This window comes from Flavobacterium defluvii (assembly GCF_900129555.1).
Lineage (GTDB): Bacteria > Bacteroidota > Bacteroidia > Flavobacteriales > Flavobacteriaceae > Flavobacterium > Flavobacterium defluvii.
Genome location: NZ_FQWC01000003.1, coordinates 340,356 through 360,918 on the forward strand (window position 1 = coordinate 340,356; position 20,563 = coordinate 360,918).

General features: G+C 35.4%; 9 protein-coding genes. 4 read left to right on the forward strand and 5 right to left on the reverse strand.

Annotated elements, in window-relative coordinates; genetic code table 11:
* Positions 1 to 110: 110 nt before the first annotated feature.
* The 3 genes from BUC29_RS21175 (at position 111) to BUC29_RS21180 (ending at position 12,881) form a co-directional block, all read left to right on the forward strand.
* Entirely contained in the window at positions 111 to 3,170 is a 3,060-nt protein-coding gene (locus BUC29_RS21175) for a DUF7507 domain-containing protein (RefSeq protein ID WP_084538611.1), read from the forward strand.
* A 159-nt stretch (positions 3,171 to 3,329) separates the two neighbouring features.
* Positions 3,330 to 7,181 (forward strand): T9SS sorting signal type C domain-containing protein, encoded by a 3,852-nt coding sequence (locus tag BUC29_RS09085; RefSeq protein ID WP_073415482.1) that lies wholly within the window; start codon positions 3,330 to 3,332, stop codon positions 7,179 to 7,181.
* A gap of 609 nt (positions 7,182 to 7,790) precedes the next feature.
* A complete protein-coding gene (locus BUC29_RS21180) occupies positions 7,791 to 12,881 on the forward strand; it encodes a T9SS sorting signal type C domain-containing protein (RefSeq protein ID WP_084538612.1) in 5,091 nt (1,696 codons plus the stop codon).
* A gap of 66 nt (positions 12,882 to 12,947) precedes the next feature.
* Here the strand turns inward: BUC29_RS21180 and BUC29_RS09095 are convergent, their stop codons facing one another.
* From BUC29_RS09095 to BUC29_RS09110, 4 genes are all read right to left on the reverse strand, one after another.
* The gene (locus tag BUC29_RS09095) at positions 12,948 to 13,814 is read right to left on the reverse strand and encodes a cupin-like domain-containing protein (RefSeq protein ID WP_208610044.1); all 867 of its coding nucleotides are present in this window, start codon (positions 13,812 to 13,814) and stop codon (positions 12,948 to 12,950) included.
* An 80-nt stretch (positions 13,815 to 13,894) separates the two neighbouring features.
* A complete protein-coding gene (bioB, locus tag BUC29_RS09100; RefSeq protein WP_073415486.1) occupies positions 13,895 to 14,983 on the reverse strand; it encodes a biotin synthase BioB in 1,089 nt (362 codons plus the stop codon).
* Between the two features lie 175 nt (positions 14,984 to 15,158).
* On the reverse strand, positions 15,159 to 15,596 hold the full coding sequence (locus BUC29_RS09105) for a hypothetical protein (protein ID WP_073415488.1): 438 nt from the start codon (positions 15,594 to 15,596) through the stop codon (positions 15,159 to 15,161).
* 363 nt (positions 15,597 to 15,959) lie between these two features.
* Positions 15,960 to 16,892: a bifunctional riboflavin kinase/FAD synthetase gene (locus tag BUC29_RS09110; protein ID WP_073415490.1), complete on the reverse strand. Its 933-nt coding sequence runs from the start codon at positions 16,890 to 16,892 to the stop codon at positions 15,960 to 15,962.
* A gap of 199 nt (positions 16,893 to 17,091) precedes the next feature.
* On the opposite strand from BUC29_RS09110, the gene BUC29_RS09115 reads away from it, so the two are divergent.
* Positions 17,092 to 19,758 carry a reprolysin-like metallopeptidase gene (locus BUC29_RS09115; RefSeq protein WP_073415492.1) on the forward strand — a complete coding sequence of 889 codons (2,667 nt, stop codon included), beginning with the start codon at positions 17,092 to 17,094 and terminating at the stop codon, positions 19,756 to 19,758.
* An 89-nt stretch (positions 19,759 to 19,847) separates the two neighbouring features.
* Here the strand turns inward: BUC29_RS09115 and BUC29_RS09120 are convergent, their stop codons facing one another.
* Positions 19,848 to 20,468, reverse strand: coding sequence for a ComF family protein (locus tag BUC29_RS09120; RefSeq protein ID WP_073415996.1), 621 nt, complete (start codon positions 20,466 to 20,468; stop codon positions 19,848 to 19,850).
* Positions 20,469 to 20,563: the final 95 nt, after the last annotated feature.

The window sequence follows — 20,563 nt, forward strand, 5'->3', positions numbered from 1 at the left end:
TTCCATGTAATCACAGTGCGAAATTAGAAATAAAACATATTTAAAGATTTTAAACCCACATTGCAATAAATAATTAACAAATAGCCAAATCAAACCAAAACACAAATTGTATGCCCCAAAAATTACTTTTGTTTACCCGTTCTTTATTGAAAAGAATAGTATTTGTATTCTTTTTGATTTCCTTAAAAATGTCGGCTCAGCTTACAGCAGTATCAAGAATTTATACCGATTGGAATGGATATTGGACTTCAAATTCAACTACTGGAGTTGGTAATCGCCCTGACAGAGAAAATAACTTATTAGCTTTTGCCTGGAATGGTACAACGTATTCAACAGGAGTTGATAATGCAGTACTTACTTCACACTCTGTTGCATTTAGTGCACAAAAATTTAGAGCTTTAAAAATTCAGTCGCTTGGTTCAACATCAAGCTCATATTTTTTACAAGGTTCTATGATAGATGGATCTGCGGGCACGGCAACTTTAGTTCCTGCATTAGCGGGTTCAACTGCTAGTGGTGCCGAACTTGCATCAAGATTAACAGATGGTTCAAGCGGTTTATCAATAGGTACAGGTGTCGCTAATATTAAAGCTGGTACAGCTGAATTTAAAGTGGGTACCAATAACCTGAATCTTGCCGGTATTGGTGATGGAGTTCCTGATTTAATCGTAACACAGGTTGCAGATCCTGGCGGAACACCAGATACTTTTAAATTTATTGATGCATCTGGAAATACTGTCGGAACTGAATTATCTATAAAATTTGATGCCGTAACGCCAATAGGTACTTATAGTCTTGATTTATTTAAAATGGACGGAACTATTGGATTTCCTGCTGCATCAACAAGAGATATAAGAATGCTCGCAATAGAAACCAGTCAGTTTGGAATTACATCTGCAAATGCAGCTCAGGTTGACCGATTTGTTGTAACCTTTTCAGGGAGTTCAGATTGTGCATTTATAGCTTTTAATACCAACTCATTAAAAATTGCAGAATTAAGTCTTATTAAAACAGCTTCAATGCCATCATGCGGAAAAGTTGGAGATGTCATTAATTATACTTTCAATGTAAAAAATACAGGAGAAGTTCCTATTACCGATATTCGGGTAACCGACCCAATGCCGGGTGTAACGATAACCGGAAATCCAATTGCCAGTTTGGCAGCAGGCGCAACAGCAACTTTAACAGGTACTTATACAATTACAGCTGCGGATGTAAATTTAGGGAGAGTCATTAATTCAGCTAAAGTTAGCGGTACAGATCCTTCATTAAATATTGTTGAAGATATTTCGGGACATACCTATACAGACAACATTTCAACATCTATTGATTTATTAGCACCACCAGCTATTGGTACAATATCTGACGTTTCATGTACAGCTGCAGGAAGTGTTGTATTAAATAATCTTCCAGCATCTGGAACGTGGACAATTGAAAGAACTCCCGGATCAGTAACCTATACAGGTTCTGGAACAAGTACCACTATTTCCGGATTAACAGCAAATACTTATACGTTTAGAGTAACTAATAGTACAGGCTGTAAATCGCCATCGAGTCTATCTGCAGCAATTACGGATCAGTCTTCAACAACATGGAACGGAACAGCTTGGTCAAACGGAACTCCAACAGCTACAAAAAGAGCTGTTTTTTCGGGAGCGTTTGCAATAACTTCAGACTTAAATCTTTGTTCGTGTACCATAAATAATGGTGTGAATATAACAGTTCCGTCTGGTCGAACATTAACAATCACAAATGCAGTAACGGTAAATTCCGGAGGTTCATTAACTTTTGATAATAATGCCAGTTTGGTTCAGATCAATAATGTGGCCAACAGCGGAAATATCGTTTATAAGAGAGATACACAGCCGGTTCGTCGTATGGATTTTACATATTGGTCTACACCAGTAACAGCAACCCCATCTTACACACTACATGATTTATCACCAACAACACTGGCTGATAAATATTACAGTTATGATTCTAACACAGGATGGGTAATAAATTACAACGGAACTTTACCTATGGCACCTGGAAAAGGATATATTGTAAGAGCACCACAGGGATTTGATTTGGTAACATCATCCGTTTATTCAGCAACTTTTACCGGAGTTCCAAACAACGGAGATATCTCTTTTACTCCAGTTGCCACAAAATGGAATTTAATTGGAAATCCATATCCATCAGCAATCGATGCAGATATCCTTATCAATAATACCGGAGTTGGTGCATTATATTTCTGGACACACAATTCACCTCCAAACGGAAGTGTAGTTGGAGATGCTAAATACAATTATACTACGAATGACTATGCCGTATATACTTTAACAGGAAGTACAGGAACTGCCAGTGGTGCAGCTACTCACTTAGGAAAAATTGCTGCAGGTCAGGCTTTCTTCTTTAAAGCGAGCACAGGAAATAATATTGTTTTCACAAACAGTATGAGAGTTGCCGGAAACAACAGTCAGTTCTTTAAAACTACTCAAACTAATATCGAGAAAAACCGTTTATGGCTGAATTTCTCTAATGCCGAAGGAGCATACAAACAAGCTTTGATTGGTTATATTGAAGGTGCAACAAACAGCTTCGACCAAAACTATGATGCGGCCACTCTTAACGGAAATACTTTCGTAGATTTTTACAGTATCAATGATGCTAAAAAATTAACCGTTCAGGGGCGTGCCATTCCTTTTGAGGAAGAAGACGTGATTCCGTTGGGATATAAAACAACCGCAGCAGGAGAATTTATAATCGCAATAGATCATACAGACGGATTGTTTGACGGTCAAAAAGTATATTTAGAAGATAAAGTAAATAATGTTATTCACGATTTAAAAGCCGGAGATTATAAATTTACTACCGAAATAGGAACTTTTACCGATCGTTTTAATCTTCGTTACGCAAACAAAACTTTAGGAACAGGAGATTTAGAAAATGTAAAAGACGGTCTTTTGGTTTCTGTAAAAGATAAAATCGTAAAAGTAACTTCTTCAAAAGAAAACATTAAAGAAGTAAACATATATGATATTACCGGAAAGCTTTTGTACAATAAAAAGAAAGTTGGAGCTTTAGAATTATCAATCTCAAATCTGCAGTCTTCTAATCAGGTTTTATTAGTAAAAGTTACGCTCGAAAATAATTTTACTACTACAAGAAAAATCATTATTAAATAAAAAATGATTTGATAAAAACATAAAAATCCATTTGTCTGTAAAGGCAAATGGATTTTTTTATTGCATCAAAAATCACCAAAAGTGGGTATTGTGATTTCTAATCAGGCTTTTTAATTTCGGTTAATTCTTACAAAATAATTAACAGATATTTTTTCAACTTTGATAAAAAAATTACTCTACACATTAACTTTTCTGGTTTCTTTTTATAATCAGGCGCTATTTGCCCAGCAGGGAAAAGTAGATATCACATTCAATACTATCGATGATGGACAAAAAGGCGATGGGTTTAACAGTATTGTTCGAACCCTGTTTTTACAACCTGATAATAATCTCATCGTAGGAGGTGATTATACAAGCTTAAACGGAATTCCCTGCCCGCATTTAACCCGTTTGCTGCCCGACGGAACGATAGACGAAAGTTTTAATACAGGAACAGGTTTTGTAGGTAACGTTTACTCTTCTAATGTGCAGCCAGATGGAAAAATATTAGTAGGAGGAAGCTTTACCAGTTACAACGGAACAAACGCAGGCCGAATCATTCGCTTAAATCATGACGGTACACAAGATCTCACTTTCAACACTTCGATAGGAGCTCAAACAGGGATAATCCATGACATTGCTTTACAATCTGACGGTAAAATTATTATTGTCGGAACTATTACTAAATACAACAATACAACCATAAACAGAATTGCCCGCCTTTTGCCAAACGGCTCTTTAGATTCTTCTTTTTTAATTGGAACAGGAGCTTCAGTCAGCATTACAAATGTTAAGGTTTTACCTGATGATAAAATCCTGCTTACCGGAAATTTTGAATTATTCAACAATATTCCTTCAAAAAGAATCATCCGTTTAAACGCTGATGGAAGTGTAGATTCAAGTTTTAATACAGGAACCGGTTTTGATAATAATGTAAATGCCATAGAAATACAGCCGGATGGTAAGATACTTTTAGGCGGAAGTTTTACATCTTATAATGAAGTTACGGCGAATAGAATTGTGCGTTTAAATCCTGACGGTACACGAGATTTCAGTTTTCTAGGATCAGGCTTTAGTAATAATGTAGTTCAGGTTATTAAAACAGATAGCTCAGGAAATATAATGATAGGCGGATCTTTTACAGGTAAATATGAAGGATCTGATGCTCCTAGACTCATTTTTTTAAATCCAGACGGAACTCCTAAAACTAATTTTGATTTAGATGCAGGCCCGGCAGCGACCGTTTGGGCTCTTGCTAATGATGCAGAAGGATCATGGTTTATAGGAGGAACATTTTCGGTTTTTGATGGCCAAAATCAAGGAAGACTGGCAAAAGTTAATTTTGAAGGAGAAGCAGATACAGGTTATTTAGCATCCGGAATTGGCTTTGATAATTCGGTTTTTAAAATCATTGCTTTGCAGAACAAAAAAGCAATGGTATTTGGCAGTTTTACAAAATTTAATGATAACCCGGCTTTTAGAATTGCCAGACTTTTAGAAGATGGTTCTTTTGATAATGAATTTAATTCAGGAGGAAAATCAGCAAATAACATAATCAAAACAGCAGTTTTGCAATCAGACGGCAAAATGATTTTAGGCGGGAACTTTACTTCTTATAATGAACAGTTGTATAATCGTATTGTTCGAATTTTTCCAGACGGATCGATAGACAATACCTTTAATGCAGGTTCAGGATTTAACGGTCAAATTAATTCGATGGTATTACAATCTGATGGTAAAATTATAATTGCAGGAAGCTTTACCCGCTTTAATAATGACTCTTCTGTAATAAGAATTGTGAGACTTATGCCAGACGGATCAAGAGATTTAAGTTTTAATCCGGGTACTGGAACTGAAGCTGCCATAGAAGAAATGCTGATTCAGCCCGATGGAAAAATTTTAGTAGGAGGGCGATTTACAACTTTTAACGGACGTGATTTTCTGCATTTAGTTCGTTTAAATACTGACGGAAGTATCGATACAAGTTTTAATATCAAAGAAGGATTCGATAAAAATGTCTACTCACTAGCCTTACAGTCAGACGGAAAAATAATTGTAGGAGGCTCTTTTCTAACCTATAATAAAGTCTCACAAAAGAGAATACTTCGATTAAATTCAGATGGAAGTTTAGATACAGGTTTTGACTCTGGAATTGGGTTTAATAAAGGAGAAGTTCGTTCTATTTTAGTTCAGCCCGATGATCGTCTTTTAGTGGGAGGAAGTTTTTCTGGAACATATAAAAACAAAACATCTTTAAGATTAATCAGGTTGTTAAAAACAGGAGATTATGATCCCTCTTTTGATGCAGGCCTCAACAATAAACTTTTCGCATTAAGCATTACAGCAGATCATAAACTTTTGATAGGCGGAAATTTTAATTCCGTTTCAGGAATTTCTAAACACAGAATCTGCCGTTTAAAACTCTGCTTGGAATCGACAACGTGGAATGGACTTTCATGGTCAAACGGCTATCCTTCCGGAGGAAAAGAAACCTTTTTCAAAGAAAGTTTTCCAAATTTAATTTCCTCGAATGTTTGCAGCTGCACAATTGATGAAGGAAAAAAAGTAACGCTTTTAAGCGGAAACACCTTAGGAATTGAATTTTCATATACAGGTTTAGGAACTTTAATTTTAGAAGACTCGGCAAGTTTATATCAATACGATGATGATATTGTAAACACAGGAGGTATTCAGGTAAAAAGGAAAACAAAACCGGTTTTAAAATTCGATTATACCTATTGGTCTTCTCCTGTACAAAATCAAACTCTATTTAACCTTTCGCCAAATACATTATCTGATAAATATCTTTCATACAATTCTATTAATAATGGTTGGATAATAGAAGATCCTCAAACCAATATGATTCAGGGAAAAGGATATGCTGTAAGAGCACCTCAGGAATTTTCTGCTGCTGACAGATCAGTTTACGAAACAACTTTTACAGGGATTCCAAATAACGGAAAAATCGAAATTAATTTAGAAGCTCCAAACAGACCACATTTGATTGGAAATCCATATCCGTCTGCAATCGATGCAGATGCTTTTCTCATTAAAAATGAATTTAAAACTAAAGGAGCACTTTATTTTTGGACACACAATACGCCATTAACAAATAGCCAATATACATCTGATGATTATGCAGTTTATAATTTAGTTGGCGGAGTGGGTACAAAAGCAATATCCAACGGAATAAACGAAACAATTCCAGATGGTAAAATAGCTTCCGGACAGGGATTTTTTATTAAAAGCAATCAAGTTGGGACTTTAGAATTCGACGGAAGCATGCGAATATCTAATCCAAATAATATCTTTTATAAACCTCATCAAAAAGAAAACAAAACGTTTTTAGATAAAGTCGAAAAACATCGTTTATGGTTGAATTTAAAAAATGACAAAGGTGCATTTAAACAAATTTTAATAGGATATCTTAATGGAGCTACAAATTCTTATGATTTAAATTATGATGCCGAAATTTTTAACGGAAACCAATATGTTGATTTTTATAGTATTAATGATAGCAGAAAATTAGCAATCCAAGGAAGAGCTTTACCTTTTCAGGATTCTGATCAAATTATTTTAGGGTATAAAACCGTAATTGCTGATAGTTTTACAATTTCAGTAGATCATACCGATGGGGATTTGATAAATCAAACAATTTATTTAGAAGATAAATTGCTAAACAATATTTCCGATCTCACATCTAAAGATTATAATTTTAATTCTGAAATAGGAACATTTACCGATAGGTTTGTGCTTCATTTTTCGAATAAAAACTTAACTGTAGATGATTTTCTGAAAATCAAAGAAGAAATTTTGATTTCATCAAAAAATAAAATAATCACTGTAAAATCAACAAAGCAAAACCTGAAGAATGTTTTGGTTTATGATATTAACGGAAAGCTTCTTTTGGAAAAAACAAAACTAAACACACCCGAATTTATCATATCAAACCTAACAGCCTCGCATCAAATATTATTACTAAAAATAACTTTAGAAGATGATTCTTCTGCCGCACAAAAAGTTATTTTTTAGATAAAATTTTAAAAATAAAAATCCGCTCATATAAAAAATGTGAGCGGATTTTTATTGCTTGAAAGTTTTAATATGTAAATATTTTTAAATCAATGGTTTGGGAATTTAACATAACTCTATACAATTTTTAAATTGTCAGTATAAAAGTGTTAAAGTGTGAATTTTTAACTTAAAACAGTTGTATTTGCTGTAAAAAAAATCGTACCTTGTTATAGTAGTCGTTCGACAAACATAACATAAAAGCCGTTTATATGCATTTTTGAATCTCCTTAAACAAAAATGCCGCTGTTATTTTATCTGCCAATAATATTGAATGCTTGTTTAAATACCACTAAAAAAAACAACATTATGATATTTTTTCCTTCAGATTGTTTCTGGAGTCTATGTTATTTTTTAAGGTATTTAGAAATTAAAATTAAATCAGATATTCTCTGATTACTAACCATTTCTTTTAATTAAAAAATAAGTGCGATGAAAAAAAAATTACCAATCTTTCTAATCTTACCTAAATTTTTTATTCGTTGTTTTTCTTTATCCAATGAATACCAAGAGAATGTTTCATCGAGAAAAATTCGACTCTCAATCTTATTTTCATTTATTTGTTTTTCATTGTGGGCACAGCAAACGCATACGCTTACAAGTAATGGTACAATTGTCGTCCCTGCGGGTGTAACTGTAATGGATGTACAAGCATGGGGTGCCGGAGGTGCAGGTGGAGGGGCCAGTGGTTCTGCATTATTAGAAGGAAGAAGCGGCGGCGGCGGCGGTGGCGGAGCTTATGCCAGAAGCAATATTAATGTGGTTGCAAGCAATACATTAAACGTAGTTGTTGGAGCTCAGGTAACAGGAACAATAAATAACGGGGGAAATGGGGGAAATTCTACAATTACAGGTTATGAGAGTGTAATAAATGCTGCCGGTGGAGCCGGAGGATTGGCTAATAATGCCGGCGGTTCGCCTGCAGGAGGAGCTGGCGGTTCGACAGCAGCTTCTTTTGGTACTACAAAAGCTGCCGGAGAAAATGGCGGAGTGGGAGGAACGGTGTTAGCTGCAGTTTTGTTAACTTCAGGAAAAGGAGGTAATGGGGCATCACCGGGTGGAGGAACCGGAGGAGCATCTATATCAAGTGTAGTTCTTGCATCTTCAGTAGGGAATAATGGTTCTGCGCCAGGAGGAGGAGGTAGTGGAGCAATGAGTTCTGCTCTTGCTGCAGCCCAATCTGGAGGATCGGGTGCAAATGGTCAGGTAATTGTAATTTATACCTGTCCTGCTTACAGCATTACAGGAATTTCTGCAACAAATGTCTGCAGTAATTTAGGAACGACCTCAACGGTTACTTTAACTTCATCTGCAGCGTCTCTACCAACAGGGACTTATACAGTAACTTATAATCGAAGCAGCCCAAGTGCAACAGGTCTAACTGCAGTAATGACAGTTACTACAGCTGGAACAGGAACTTTTACAGCCGTAGGTTTAAACACAGTTGGGACTAGTAATATTACAGTTACTAATTTAACATCAGGAGCTTGCTCTTCAAATATATCTGCTTCAAATGTTACAACAGTTACCATTTTTTCTCCATCTGTGGGCGGAACTGTTAGCGGAGGAACAACAATTTGTGCCGGTGCAACAAGTGCTGCTTTATCTTTATCAGGACAAACAGGTACAATTCAAAAATGGCAATATTCAATAAGTCCTTTTTCAACATGGACAGATATTGTAAATACTACAAATACATATACTTCAGGACCACTTACAGAAACAACACAATTTAGAGCAATAGTTCAAAATGGGGTTTGTACTGCGGCAAGTTCAGTCGCAACAACTGTTACAGTAAATCCATTGCCTCAGGGAAGTTTAACAGCCAACGGCCCATTTTGCGTAACAGGTTCTGGACAATTAACTTTCACAGCAACTGCCGGAACAGGACCTTATACTGTTGTGTATAAGGAAAATGGCGGAGCAAACCAAACAGCAACAGGAGTCGTAAGCGGAACTCCGTTTGCACCGTTTACATCTACAGTTACAACTACAACAGTTTATACCTTGGTTTCTGTAACAGGAGCTAATACTTGCAGTCGTAGTACTGGCTTTACAGGAAGTTCAGCAACAATAACCATAAATCCTTTACCACAAGGAAGTTTAACAGCCAATGGTCCGTTTTGTACCACAGGTTCAGGGCAGTTGACTTTTACAGCAACAGCAGGAACAGGACCTTACACTATAGTTTACAAAGAAAATGGCGGAGTAGATCAAACAGCAACAGGAGTCCTAAGCGGAACTCCATTTAATACATTTACGACACCAGTCACGACGACTACAGTTTATACATTAGTTTCGGTTACCGGAACGAATAGCTGTGTTCGCAGTACCGGATTTACAGGTGGTTCGGCCACGATAACAATAAATCCTTTACCACAAGGAAGTTTAACAGCCAATGGTTCGTTTTGCGTAACAGGTTCTGGACAATTGACTTTTACAGCAACAGCAGGAACAGGACCTTATACTGTGGTTTATAAAGAAAACGGCGGAGCAGACCGAACTGCTGTGGGAGTTGTGAGCGGAACGCCATTTAATACTTTTACTAGTCCGGTTACATCAACGACAACGTATACTTTAGTTTCGGTTACCGGAGCGAATTCTTGTGTTCGAAGTTCTGGTTTTACAGGAAGTTCAGCGACGATAGCCGTAAACCCATTACCACAGGGAAGTTTAACCGCCAACGGTCCATTTTGTGCAACTGGTTCGGGGCAATTGACTTTTACCGCATCGGCAGGAACAGGACCTTATACTGTGGTTTATAAAGAAAACGGCGGAGCAGATCAAACAGCAACCGGAGTTGTAAGCGGAACTCCGTTTAATACATTTACTACACCAGTAACTGCTACAACCGTTTATACATTAGTTTCGGTTACGGGAGCGAATAGCTGTGTTCGCAGTACCGGATTTACAGGCGGTACAGCCACGATAACAGTAAATCCATTACCACAGGGAAGTTTAACAGCCAATGGTCCGTTTTGTGCCACAGGTTCAGGGCAGTTGACTTTTACAGCAACATCCGGAACAGGGCCTTACACTATTGTTTATAAAGAAAATGGCGGGGCCGATCGCACGGCATCAGGTGTAGTAAGCGGGACACCTTTTGCAACATTTACCACACCAGTCACGACGACTACAGTTTATACATTAGTTTCGGTTACGGGAGCGAATAGCTGTATTCGCAGTACTGGTTTTACAGGCGGTTCTGCCACTATAACTATTAACCCAATTCCGGTACCAACGTTTACAACACAGCCGGCTGCTTCAGTTTGTGTGAATACAGATGTTACCTATACAACACAAGCTGGACAATCTAATTATGTTTGGAATGTTCCGGGAGTTCTTAATACCGACTATATTATTACTTCAGGAGGAATATCCGCAGCTAGTAATTCTGTAACAATACAATGGCTGACGATTGGTAATAAAACAGTGACAGTAGGTTATACTTCTACAGGATGTATTTCAAATACAAGTGCCAGTAATACGACAACAGTAACCAAGACTGAGCGCGGAGCTGTTCATGGCGGTACACATATTTGCGCCGGAGATCCAAGTCCGTTATTAACATTGACCGATTATACCGGAACAATCGTAAGATGGGAAGTTGCTGAATCTATACCATATGTTTGGCAGCCTTTTGCTAATACATCCAATACTTATCAGCCAGGAATATTGACTACAAGTACAAGCTACAGAGCGGTTGTTAAAAATGGAACCTGTCCGGAAGAATTTGCCATAGAAACAAGAATTGATGTTGAACCAAAGCCATCTACACCTATATTTGCGGTTATTACACAGCCAACTTGTGTAAATCCTACAGGAAGTGTACAGTTGAGCGGTTTGCTGGCATCACCAAATTGGACGATTACACAAAACGGAACAGTTTCACAAACGTATACTTCTTCAGGAACAACATACACGATAACAAATTTGGCTCCAGGAAATTATACTTTCACAATACACGATTTAAATATTTGTCCTTCTCTGCCTACTATTAATCTTGAAATTAAAGCACCAGTAACCAATATTTGGGACGGAACAAGCTGGTCTAAGGGAAGTCCGCCTATTGTTACAGATGCTATAAGATTTACAGGAAATTATACTACAACAGGTGATTTAAGTGGTTGTTCCTGTATTGTTGATCCCGGTGCAAATGTAACTGTAAGTTCAAACAACACATTAACCATCACAAATTCTGTAAGCAATAATGGAGGACTATTAACATTCGAAAACAATGCGAGTCTTTTGCAGGTTAATAATGTTGTAAACACGGGTAACATAGTATATAAACGAAATACAACGCCTGTTCGAAGATATGATTTTACCTATTGGTCATCTCAAATTGTGCGTACACCTGCTTTTACATTACATGACTTATCACCTAATACACTTTCAGATAAATATTATACTTATAATCCAAATACCGGATGGGCAATAAATTATAATGGAACACAGGAAATGATGCCAGGATATGGTTATATCGTAAGAGCACCTCAGGATCATGATATAAATTCTGCATCAATATATAGTTCATTTTTGGAAGGAGTTCCAAATAACGGAACAATTACTGTTCCTTTGCTTGCAGCTGAAAAAGCTCATTTATTAGGAAATCCATATCCATCAGCAATATATGCAGATCAGTTTATTTTTGATAATTCGGCTAACTTATACGGTACATTATATTTTTGGACACATAATTCTCCGCCAACTACTTCGGTTCCCGGCGATGCTCATTATAATTATAATAGTGATGATTATGCGATCTATAATTTAACAGGAAGTACAAACATTGGAAACCTTACTGGTCAGGGAGCTGGAACTCCGGGAAATCAAAATCCTCCTTTAGGATATATAGCAGCAGGTCAGGCATTCTTTGTAAAAGCAAAAAATACTACAAATGCAGTTTTTACTAATGCTATGCGTATTTCAGGTAATAATAGTCAGTTTTTTAAGACTGCAGAAACCAATAAAGCAAACGTTGAAAAACACAGAGTCTGGCTTAATATGACAAATACTCAAGGAGCTTTCAAACAATTATTGATTGGTTATATCGAAGGCGCTACTAACAGTTGGGACAACAATTACGATGGCGTTACTATAAACGGAAACATTTATTTAGATTTTTACAGCATCAATGAAGGAAGAAAACTAACTGTTCAGGGACGCGCTTTGCCTTTTACAAGTACAGATGTCGTTCCGCTGGGCTATAGATCAGCTATTGAAGGAGAATTTTCGATCGCAATTGATCATGCAGATGGTGATTTACTAAAACATGCAATTTATATAGAAGATAAAGTAACGAATACAACACATAATCTACAGCAAGGCGATTATAAGTTTACAACTTCAATAGGAACCTTTTTAGACCGGTTTATTTTGAAATATGCTTCGAACTCATTAGGGGTTGATGATTTTGAAAATCACCCAAATGCTGTTTTAGTTTCTGTAAAAAATAAAAATATAAAACTCAATTCGGCAACAGATTTTATAAAAGAAGTTTCTATTTATGATATTGCAGGAAAACTAATTTACAACAATAAGAAAATTGAAAATACTGAATTCCAGATTTCAAATCTTCAGTCGGGAAATCAGGTTTTGATTGTAAAAATAACTTTGGATAATGGAAAAACGACAACAAAGAAAATAACTTTCCATTAATTTATAAATGGGATCATAAATAAAAAACCGGCTGAAGAATTAATCCTGCAGCCGGTTTTTTATTTGTTATGCACTTTTTCTTAAATTTTGGTGTGTGTTCTGAATTGCTTTTTCGTTTTTGTAATCAATCCATTTTTGACCTTTAAACTTTCGCATCATAATATCAAAATATCGCATAATTAAAACATTATATGCTGCTTTTGATAAGTTGACAATATTTTTAGGAAAAGAGCGTAAACTCATCGAAAATCCCGGTGTCAAATATTTCATATAATGCCAATATCCTTCTGGCATATATAACATTTCTCCATGTTTAAGATTGGTAATATAACCTTCTGCATTTTTAAGCGCGGGAAATTTTTCATAATCCGGATTGTCAAAATCAATATCTTCTCTTGAAATCAAAGCGTGCGGAACCTTGTACATATATTTTGACTGGTCCGGCGGAAAAATCATACATTGTTTTTCTCCATGAAAATGAAAATGAAGAATATTTGAATAATCAATATCATAATGCATAAACACTCTTGCGTTTTCACCTCCAAAAAATAACATCGGCAGCTGTTTGACTAACTTTAATCCTATGTCAGGCCATAAAAAGTCATCTTTAAGCCTTGGCACTTCTTTCATTAAATTATAAAGAAAAATGCGGTAATTGGTTGGTTTTGATTCCAAAAGATTGATATAATCGCTCATTTTCATTGTCATGTGAGCTTCATTAAATCCTTCTTCATGATTTACAGGCCGGTCATCATATAAAGGTACAGTGAGATCACCTGCGATTTCATTCATATAAGACAGTTTCCATTTTTGATAAGCTGGCCAGTCTTCGGTCAGTTCTTCAACAACAACTGGAATCTGTTTTTTTACATATTGGGAAATAAAATCTTCTTTGGAGATTTTTTTAACCCGTTCTATTTGTTTTAATTTCATTTTATAAATAAAAAAATTGCTTATAACTCCGTGTCATAAGCAATTTAAAAATATTTATCGAGATTTTTGAACTCTTTTACTTAAATTTTTGATTTTATCGAAGCTTCAACGTTTCTTTCAATAGTATGTCCGGGTCTTGACCATTTTGGTTTTTCTCCTAATGAAGCAAATTGAGAATCAGCAGCTTCCACTGTTTTTGGCTGTGAAACTTTTATAAAAGGCTTTTGCGGAACCAATCCTAACATTTCAAACATCTTCATGTCTTCGTTAACATCAGGATTTGGAGTAGTCAATAGTTTATCACCGGCAAATATTGAATTTGCACCTGCAAAAAAGCACATCGCCTGACCTTCTCGGGTCATATTGGTTCTTCCTGCTGACAAACGAACCTGAGTTTCAGGCATTACAATTCTGGTTGTTGCAACCATACGAATCATTTCCCAGATTTCAACCGGTTTTTCTTCTTCCATTGGAGTTCCTTCAACAGCAACTAATGCATTAATTGGAACAGATTCCGGCTGCGGGTTTAAAGTCGAAAGCGCTACAAGCATTCCTGCTCTGTCTTCGATACTTTCTCCCATACCGATAATTCCACCACTGCAAACTGTAACATTGGTTTTACGAACATTTTCGATTGTTTGTAAACGATCTTCAAAACCACGGGTTGAAATCACATCTTTATAATATTCCTCAGAAGTATCTAAGTTATGATTGTAAGCATATAAACCTGCCTCAGCCAAACGCTGAGCCTGATTTTCAGTAAGCATTCCAAGAGTACAGCAGACTTCCATATCAATTTTATTGATAGTGCGTACCATTTCGAGAACCTGATCAAACTCTTCACCATCTTTTACATTTCTCCAGGCAGCTCCCATACAAACACGAGAAGATCCGCTTGCTTTAGCTCTTAATGCCTGGGCTTTTACATGACTTACCGTCATCAGGTCATTTCCTTCAACTCCGGTATTATACCTCGCAGCTTGGGGGCAATAACCACAATCTTCAGGACATCCACCTGTTTTTATTGATAATAAAGTAGAAACCTGAACGACGTTTGGATCGTGTTTTTGTCTATGAATTGTTGCCGCTTCATAAAGCAAATCCATTAGTGGTTTATTATAGATTGCAATTATTTCCTCTTTTGTCCAATTGTGTTTTGTTATGCTCATGGATACAATTTGTTTTTTTGAAGTTTAAAAGTAATTAAATTGTAGTAACCAACAACACTGATTGTTGTAATTGAATATTTGTCAGGTATTTTTAAAAAAGAGGCACTCAAAAATCATATAAATGTAGTTTTTTATGATTTTTGAGTGCCTAAATGATTGTTTTTATTCTGAATAATTAATCGGCTGCATATTTATTGTTCCAATACAGCATCGTCATTAAAGTAACAATTACTGAAGAAGCCAGTCCTTCAAAAAGCAAACAAATGCAATAAGTTGGTACAGAAGGGTTGCCTCCAAACATAAAAGTTTTTGATAAAGTTTCTACATAAGCGTCACCGCCGCGTGCATAACTGTAAACCAATAAACCAAAAACACTTAAGGCCACACCAACTACAGAAGTTGCCATTGCCGAGACAGCATTTGACACAAAACTTGTTTCACCTTCTTGCAGGTTCATCTGCATTGTTTTGTTTACACCATAAAATATAAAAAATACGTTAAGCGTACGCAGGTAAAACAAATCTGCCAGACCTAATACATTCATCAATAAAAAATAAAGGCCAATTCCGAGGAATATCAAAAAACCGTTTGTTATTTCTTTAGGTAATTTCATAGTGGTTATTTTTAAAGAAGTTAATAGTAAATGTTTGAGAAACAGAGTTCTATATCAAATTTACTAAAAAAAACAACTACGATGATCGAAAATTGATAAAATGTTATGTGTCAGCAATAATGTCTTGAAATAGGTGAAGTCCTTACAGGACATTCATGCAAGAGCGGTATTTTTTTCTACCGATATTTAACTCCTAACGGAGTATATTTCGAAGGTTTATTATTGATAGAAGTAAGATCTGTTATAGATATTAAATCCTAAAAGCATATCTCGTAGAGATTTTATATCGGTAGAATATAATTTTCAAATATGTATTTTTGTCCCGTAGGGACTATATATTTTTGTATATCAATTGAAATATAATTATTGAAGCTTACTCACAAAATCCAAAGCATCTTGTTTGTCCTGATTTAATTGAGCTTTCAGTAAATCAATTGAACCGAACTTTTGTTCTTCACGAAGATATTGCAGTAACGACACTTCGATTTTTTTGCCATAAATATCAGTATCAAAGTCAAAAAGATTTACTTCGATGGTTTGTTTTTGTCCATTTACAGTTGGATTGAATCCAATATTCATCATTCCGAAAACTTCCAAATCATCAATAATAGCTTTTACAACATAAACTCCATTTTTTGGAATTAATTTGTATTCTTCTTCAATTTGAATGTTTGCTGTAGGAAAACCTATTGTTCTTCCTAATTGTTTACCTTTTACAATTTCGCCGCTTAGGAAATAATCGTAACCCAGATATTCATTGGCCAAAGCCATATTTCCTTCGGTCAAAGCTTTTCTGATTTTAGTAGAACTTACAGAAACATCCTGAATTTCTTCGGCAGAAATTTGTTCCACTTCAAAACCATATTCGATTCCAAAAGCAATTAAATTATCAATATTAGCCGTTCTGTTTCTTCCAAAACGGTGATCATGTCCAATAATTATTTTTTGTATGTGAAACTGATCGACTAAAATGCTGCTCACAAATTCTTCGGCCGTTAATCTCGAAAAACTTTCATTGAAAGGATGTATAACTAAATTTTCAATTCCTGTTGCTTCTAATAATTTAGTTTTTTCAGAAATAGTATTAAGAAGTTTTATTTCTGATTTCTCTTGCAAAACCATTCTCGGATGCGGAAAAAAGGTAAGTACCAGACTTTCGTATTTTCCATTTTCCGTGTTTTGAGTAATTCTTTCCAGAATTTTTTTATGTCCAATATGTACGCCATCAAAAGTACCAAGAGTTAAAATTGTTTTCTTGGTCGAATGGAAATCGTTTATAGAATGAAAGAGCTTCAAAACAAATTATTTAAGATGCTGCAAATTTATACTATCTATTTTAAATTTTGTACTAAGGCTAATTGATTTTTTAGGAATATTATACTTCTTTTGTCTAAAAAATAACTGATTCGTCGACTAAAAAACGTTAAATGTCGTTTAGATGTAAGAATTTGATTTAATTCGACTAAATTTGATTCTGTAAAAAATATCACTAAGCATGAAGAAACCATTACTTTATTTCCTGATACTCTTTTCATTCCTAAAAATTCATGCCCAAAGTGACGACTTATGGCAGAAAATCAATTCAGTTTCAGCTTTAAATAAAAAAACGGCTTTATCCGATTCGGAAAAATTGTATTATAAATTGAATGCCGAATCTTTAAGTGCTAAACTAGCTACAGCTGAGAAATCCTCATTAAGCAGTACAGTAGAAATTACGATTCCTAATTCACAAGGTATTTTGGAAAGATTTAAGGTTTGGGAATCTTCAAATTTTGATCCGGAACTGCAGGCAAAATATCCTGAAATCAGAGCATATGAAGGAAGTGGTTTAGATGATAAATCGGCAAAAATTCATTTTAGTCTTTCTCCAAGAGGAATTCAGACTATGGTTTTAAGAGTAGATAAAGCCACTGAATTTATTGAAGAAAATCCAGATAACAAGAGTGAATATGTTTTGTTTTCATCAAAAGATGCGGCTTCAAAACTAAAATTAGAATGTAAAACTTTAGATGCAGTTCTAGATAATAAAACTTCGAAAACGGCTAAAACAGCTTCAAACAATAAAGTTTTTAAAACACTGCGTTTAGCATTATCCTGTACCGGAGAATACACTACTTATTTTGGTGGAACAAAAGCCGGAGCATTAGCGGGTATGAATGCTACAATGACAAGAGTAAACGGAATTTTCAATAAAGATTTGGTAATAAAATTAGTTTTAATTGCCAACAATGATGCTGTAATTTATACGGATGCTTCTACAGATCCTTATTCTAATGCTTCTGCCGGTGCAGATGGGGCCTGGAATCAGGAAGTTCAAACGGCTTTAACAACTACAATTGGTAATAACAATTATGATATTGGACACTTATTTGGAGCTTCTGGCGGAGGTGGAAACGCTGGCTGTATCGGCTGTATTTGTACAAATCCAACTACGGGAGATCCATTAGCAAAAGGAAGCGCTTACACATCTCCTTCAGATGGAAGGCCGGAGGGCGATACTTTTGATATTGATTTTGTAATACATGAATTCGGACATCAATTAGGTGCTAACCATACTTTCTCTTATGATTCAAGCGAAAGAACTTCTGTAAATGTTGAGCCGGGAAGTGGTTCTACAATTATGGGATATGCGGGAGTTACAGGTGATTATGATATACAAAATAACTCCGATGATTATTTTGCTTATGCAAGTATTCTTCAAATTCAAAATACACTTGCCGGGAAAAGCTGTCCGGTAAGTGTGGCTTTAACAAACAATCCTCCTGTAATAAATGCAGGTAGCGATTATACGATTCCAATTAGTACTCCTTTTGTTTTAAGAGGAAGCGGATCTGATCCTGAAGGAGATACGATTACATACAATTGGGAAGAATATGACAATGCTACTACAACCGCAGGAGTTAATAGTGTTGCATATGCCACAAAACCAGACGGACCTTTGTTTAGATCAGTAGCTCCGGGTAGTTCACCAATTCGATACATGCCAGATTTTAATTCGGTACTTCAAAATAAATTAACGACCACTTGGGAATCTGTTTCTTCTATTGCCAGAACATTAAATTTTACTTTAACAGGAAGAGATAATGCGGCATTGGGAACTGCACAAACAAATACCGATGCCATGGCTGTAAATGTTGTAACCACAGCCGGACCATTTACCATAACATCTCATAGTTCTAATGATGTAAGCTGGCAGCAGGGAACAGCACAAACCGTTAGCTGGAGTGTCAATAATACTAATACTCTGCAGGGTTCATCAACGGTAAATATTAAATTGTCGACGGATGGAGGTTTGACATTTCCAACGACTTTGGCGGCTAACACTGCAAATGATGGTTCAGAAGTTATTACACTTCCAGCTAGTATTGCATCATCGACAAATTGCAGGCTTCTTATTGAGCCAACGGCAAATATTTATTACGCTTTAAACAACAAACCGTTTGCAATAGGATATACATCAACAACAACTTGTAATACATACAGTTTCGGAAACGCTTTTAGTATTCCATATTCAACAAGTTATACTTCAAAAACGGTAAGCGTTCCATCTGCATCAGGTAATATTTCAGATGTAAATGTTTCTGTAAATGTTACGCATACAAGATTATCTGATTTAGAAATTCAAATTGTAAATCCGCAGGGAACAATTGTAAAATTGTATAATAAATCATGCGGCGGAACCAGTTCAACTCTGGCTCTTCAGTTTGATGATTCGGGAAGTGCCTTAGATTGTACCAAAACGACAGAACAAATCGTGATTCCGGCACAAGATTTAGTTGTCTTTAATGGCCAAAATCCGGCAGGAACATGGACTTTTAGAGTTCGTGATGCTGTTTCAGGAATGTTTGGAACTATAAATTCAGCTTCGATAAATATTTGCACTCAGGCTTTTACTTTAGGTACAGATGATTTCGAAAACATCAATTTTACCCTTTATCCAAATCCAAATAAAGGAAGTTTTACCGTTCAGTTTGCAAGCGAGTCAAATGAAGTAAAAGTATATGTACATGATGTTTTAGGTAAAAATGTGTATTCAAAAACTTTTGAAACTTCGGGAGATTTTAATCAAAATATTCAATTGCCAAATGTATCGTCAGGAATGTATTTAGTAACGGTTGTTGATGGAAACAAAAGAACCGTTAAGAAAATAATAGTGAACTAAAGATTATTAAACATCAATACACAAATTCCAAATTCCATAAGCAATTCAGTTTTGGAATTTGGAATTTCTTTTTTAATTAGAATTTTACTCTAAGAGTTTGCCATCGCCATACAAACAATGCTGATTTTTGCTCCTGGAATTTTTAATAATGCTCTTGAACATGCTTCGAGTGTAGCGCCGGTTGTTAAAACATCATCAACAATTAGAAAATGTTTGTTTTGATTTTCTTCTGTTGAGGTTACATCAAAGATATTCTCGATGTTTTCAGATCTTCCTAAAAGATTTTTTTTCGATTGTGTTTTAGAGTATTTCTTTCGGTATAAAACAGAATCATTATAAGGGATTTTTAAACCTTCAGCCAAAGCCTTTCCAAAAGTGGTAACCTGATTGTAACCACGTTCCTTAAATTTCCGAGGATGCAATGGAACCGGAATTATGGCGTCAAAAGGATTTTCAAGTTTTAATTCTTTCAAATCTTCAACATACCAATTTCCTAAAACAACTCCAATTTCTTCATGACCTTTATATTTCAGGTTATGAATGAGTTCCTGAACTATTCCTTTTTTATTGAAATAAATAAAAGCAGAAACATGTTCGGTTTCAATCTTGCCGTAAAATTTTTTAACGGCATCATTGTTTGAATCTAAATAATGTTGAGTAAGAGGTAATTCGTGACGACAATTGGTGCATAAAACAAATTCATTTGTCATCAAAACAGAACGGCATCCGGAACAGACTTTTGGAAAAAACAGATCAATTATAAAATTAAACACAAATAGAAAGAATTTAGTTACAAAAATAACCA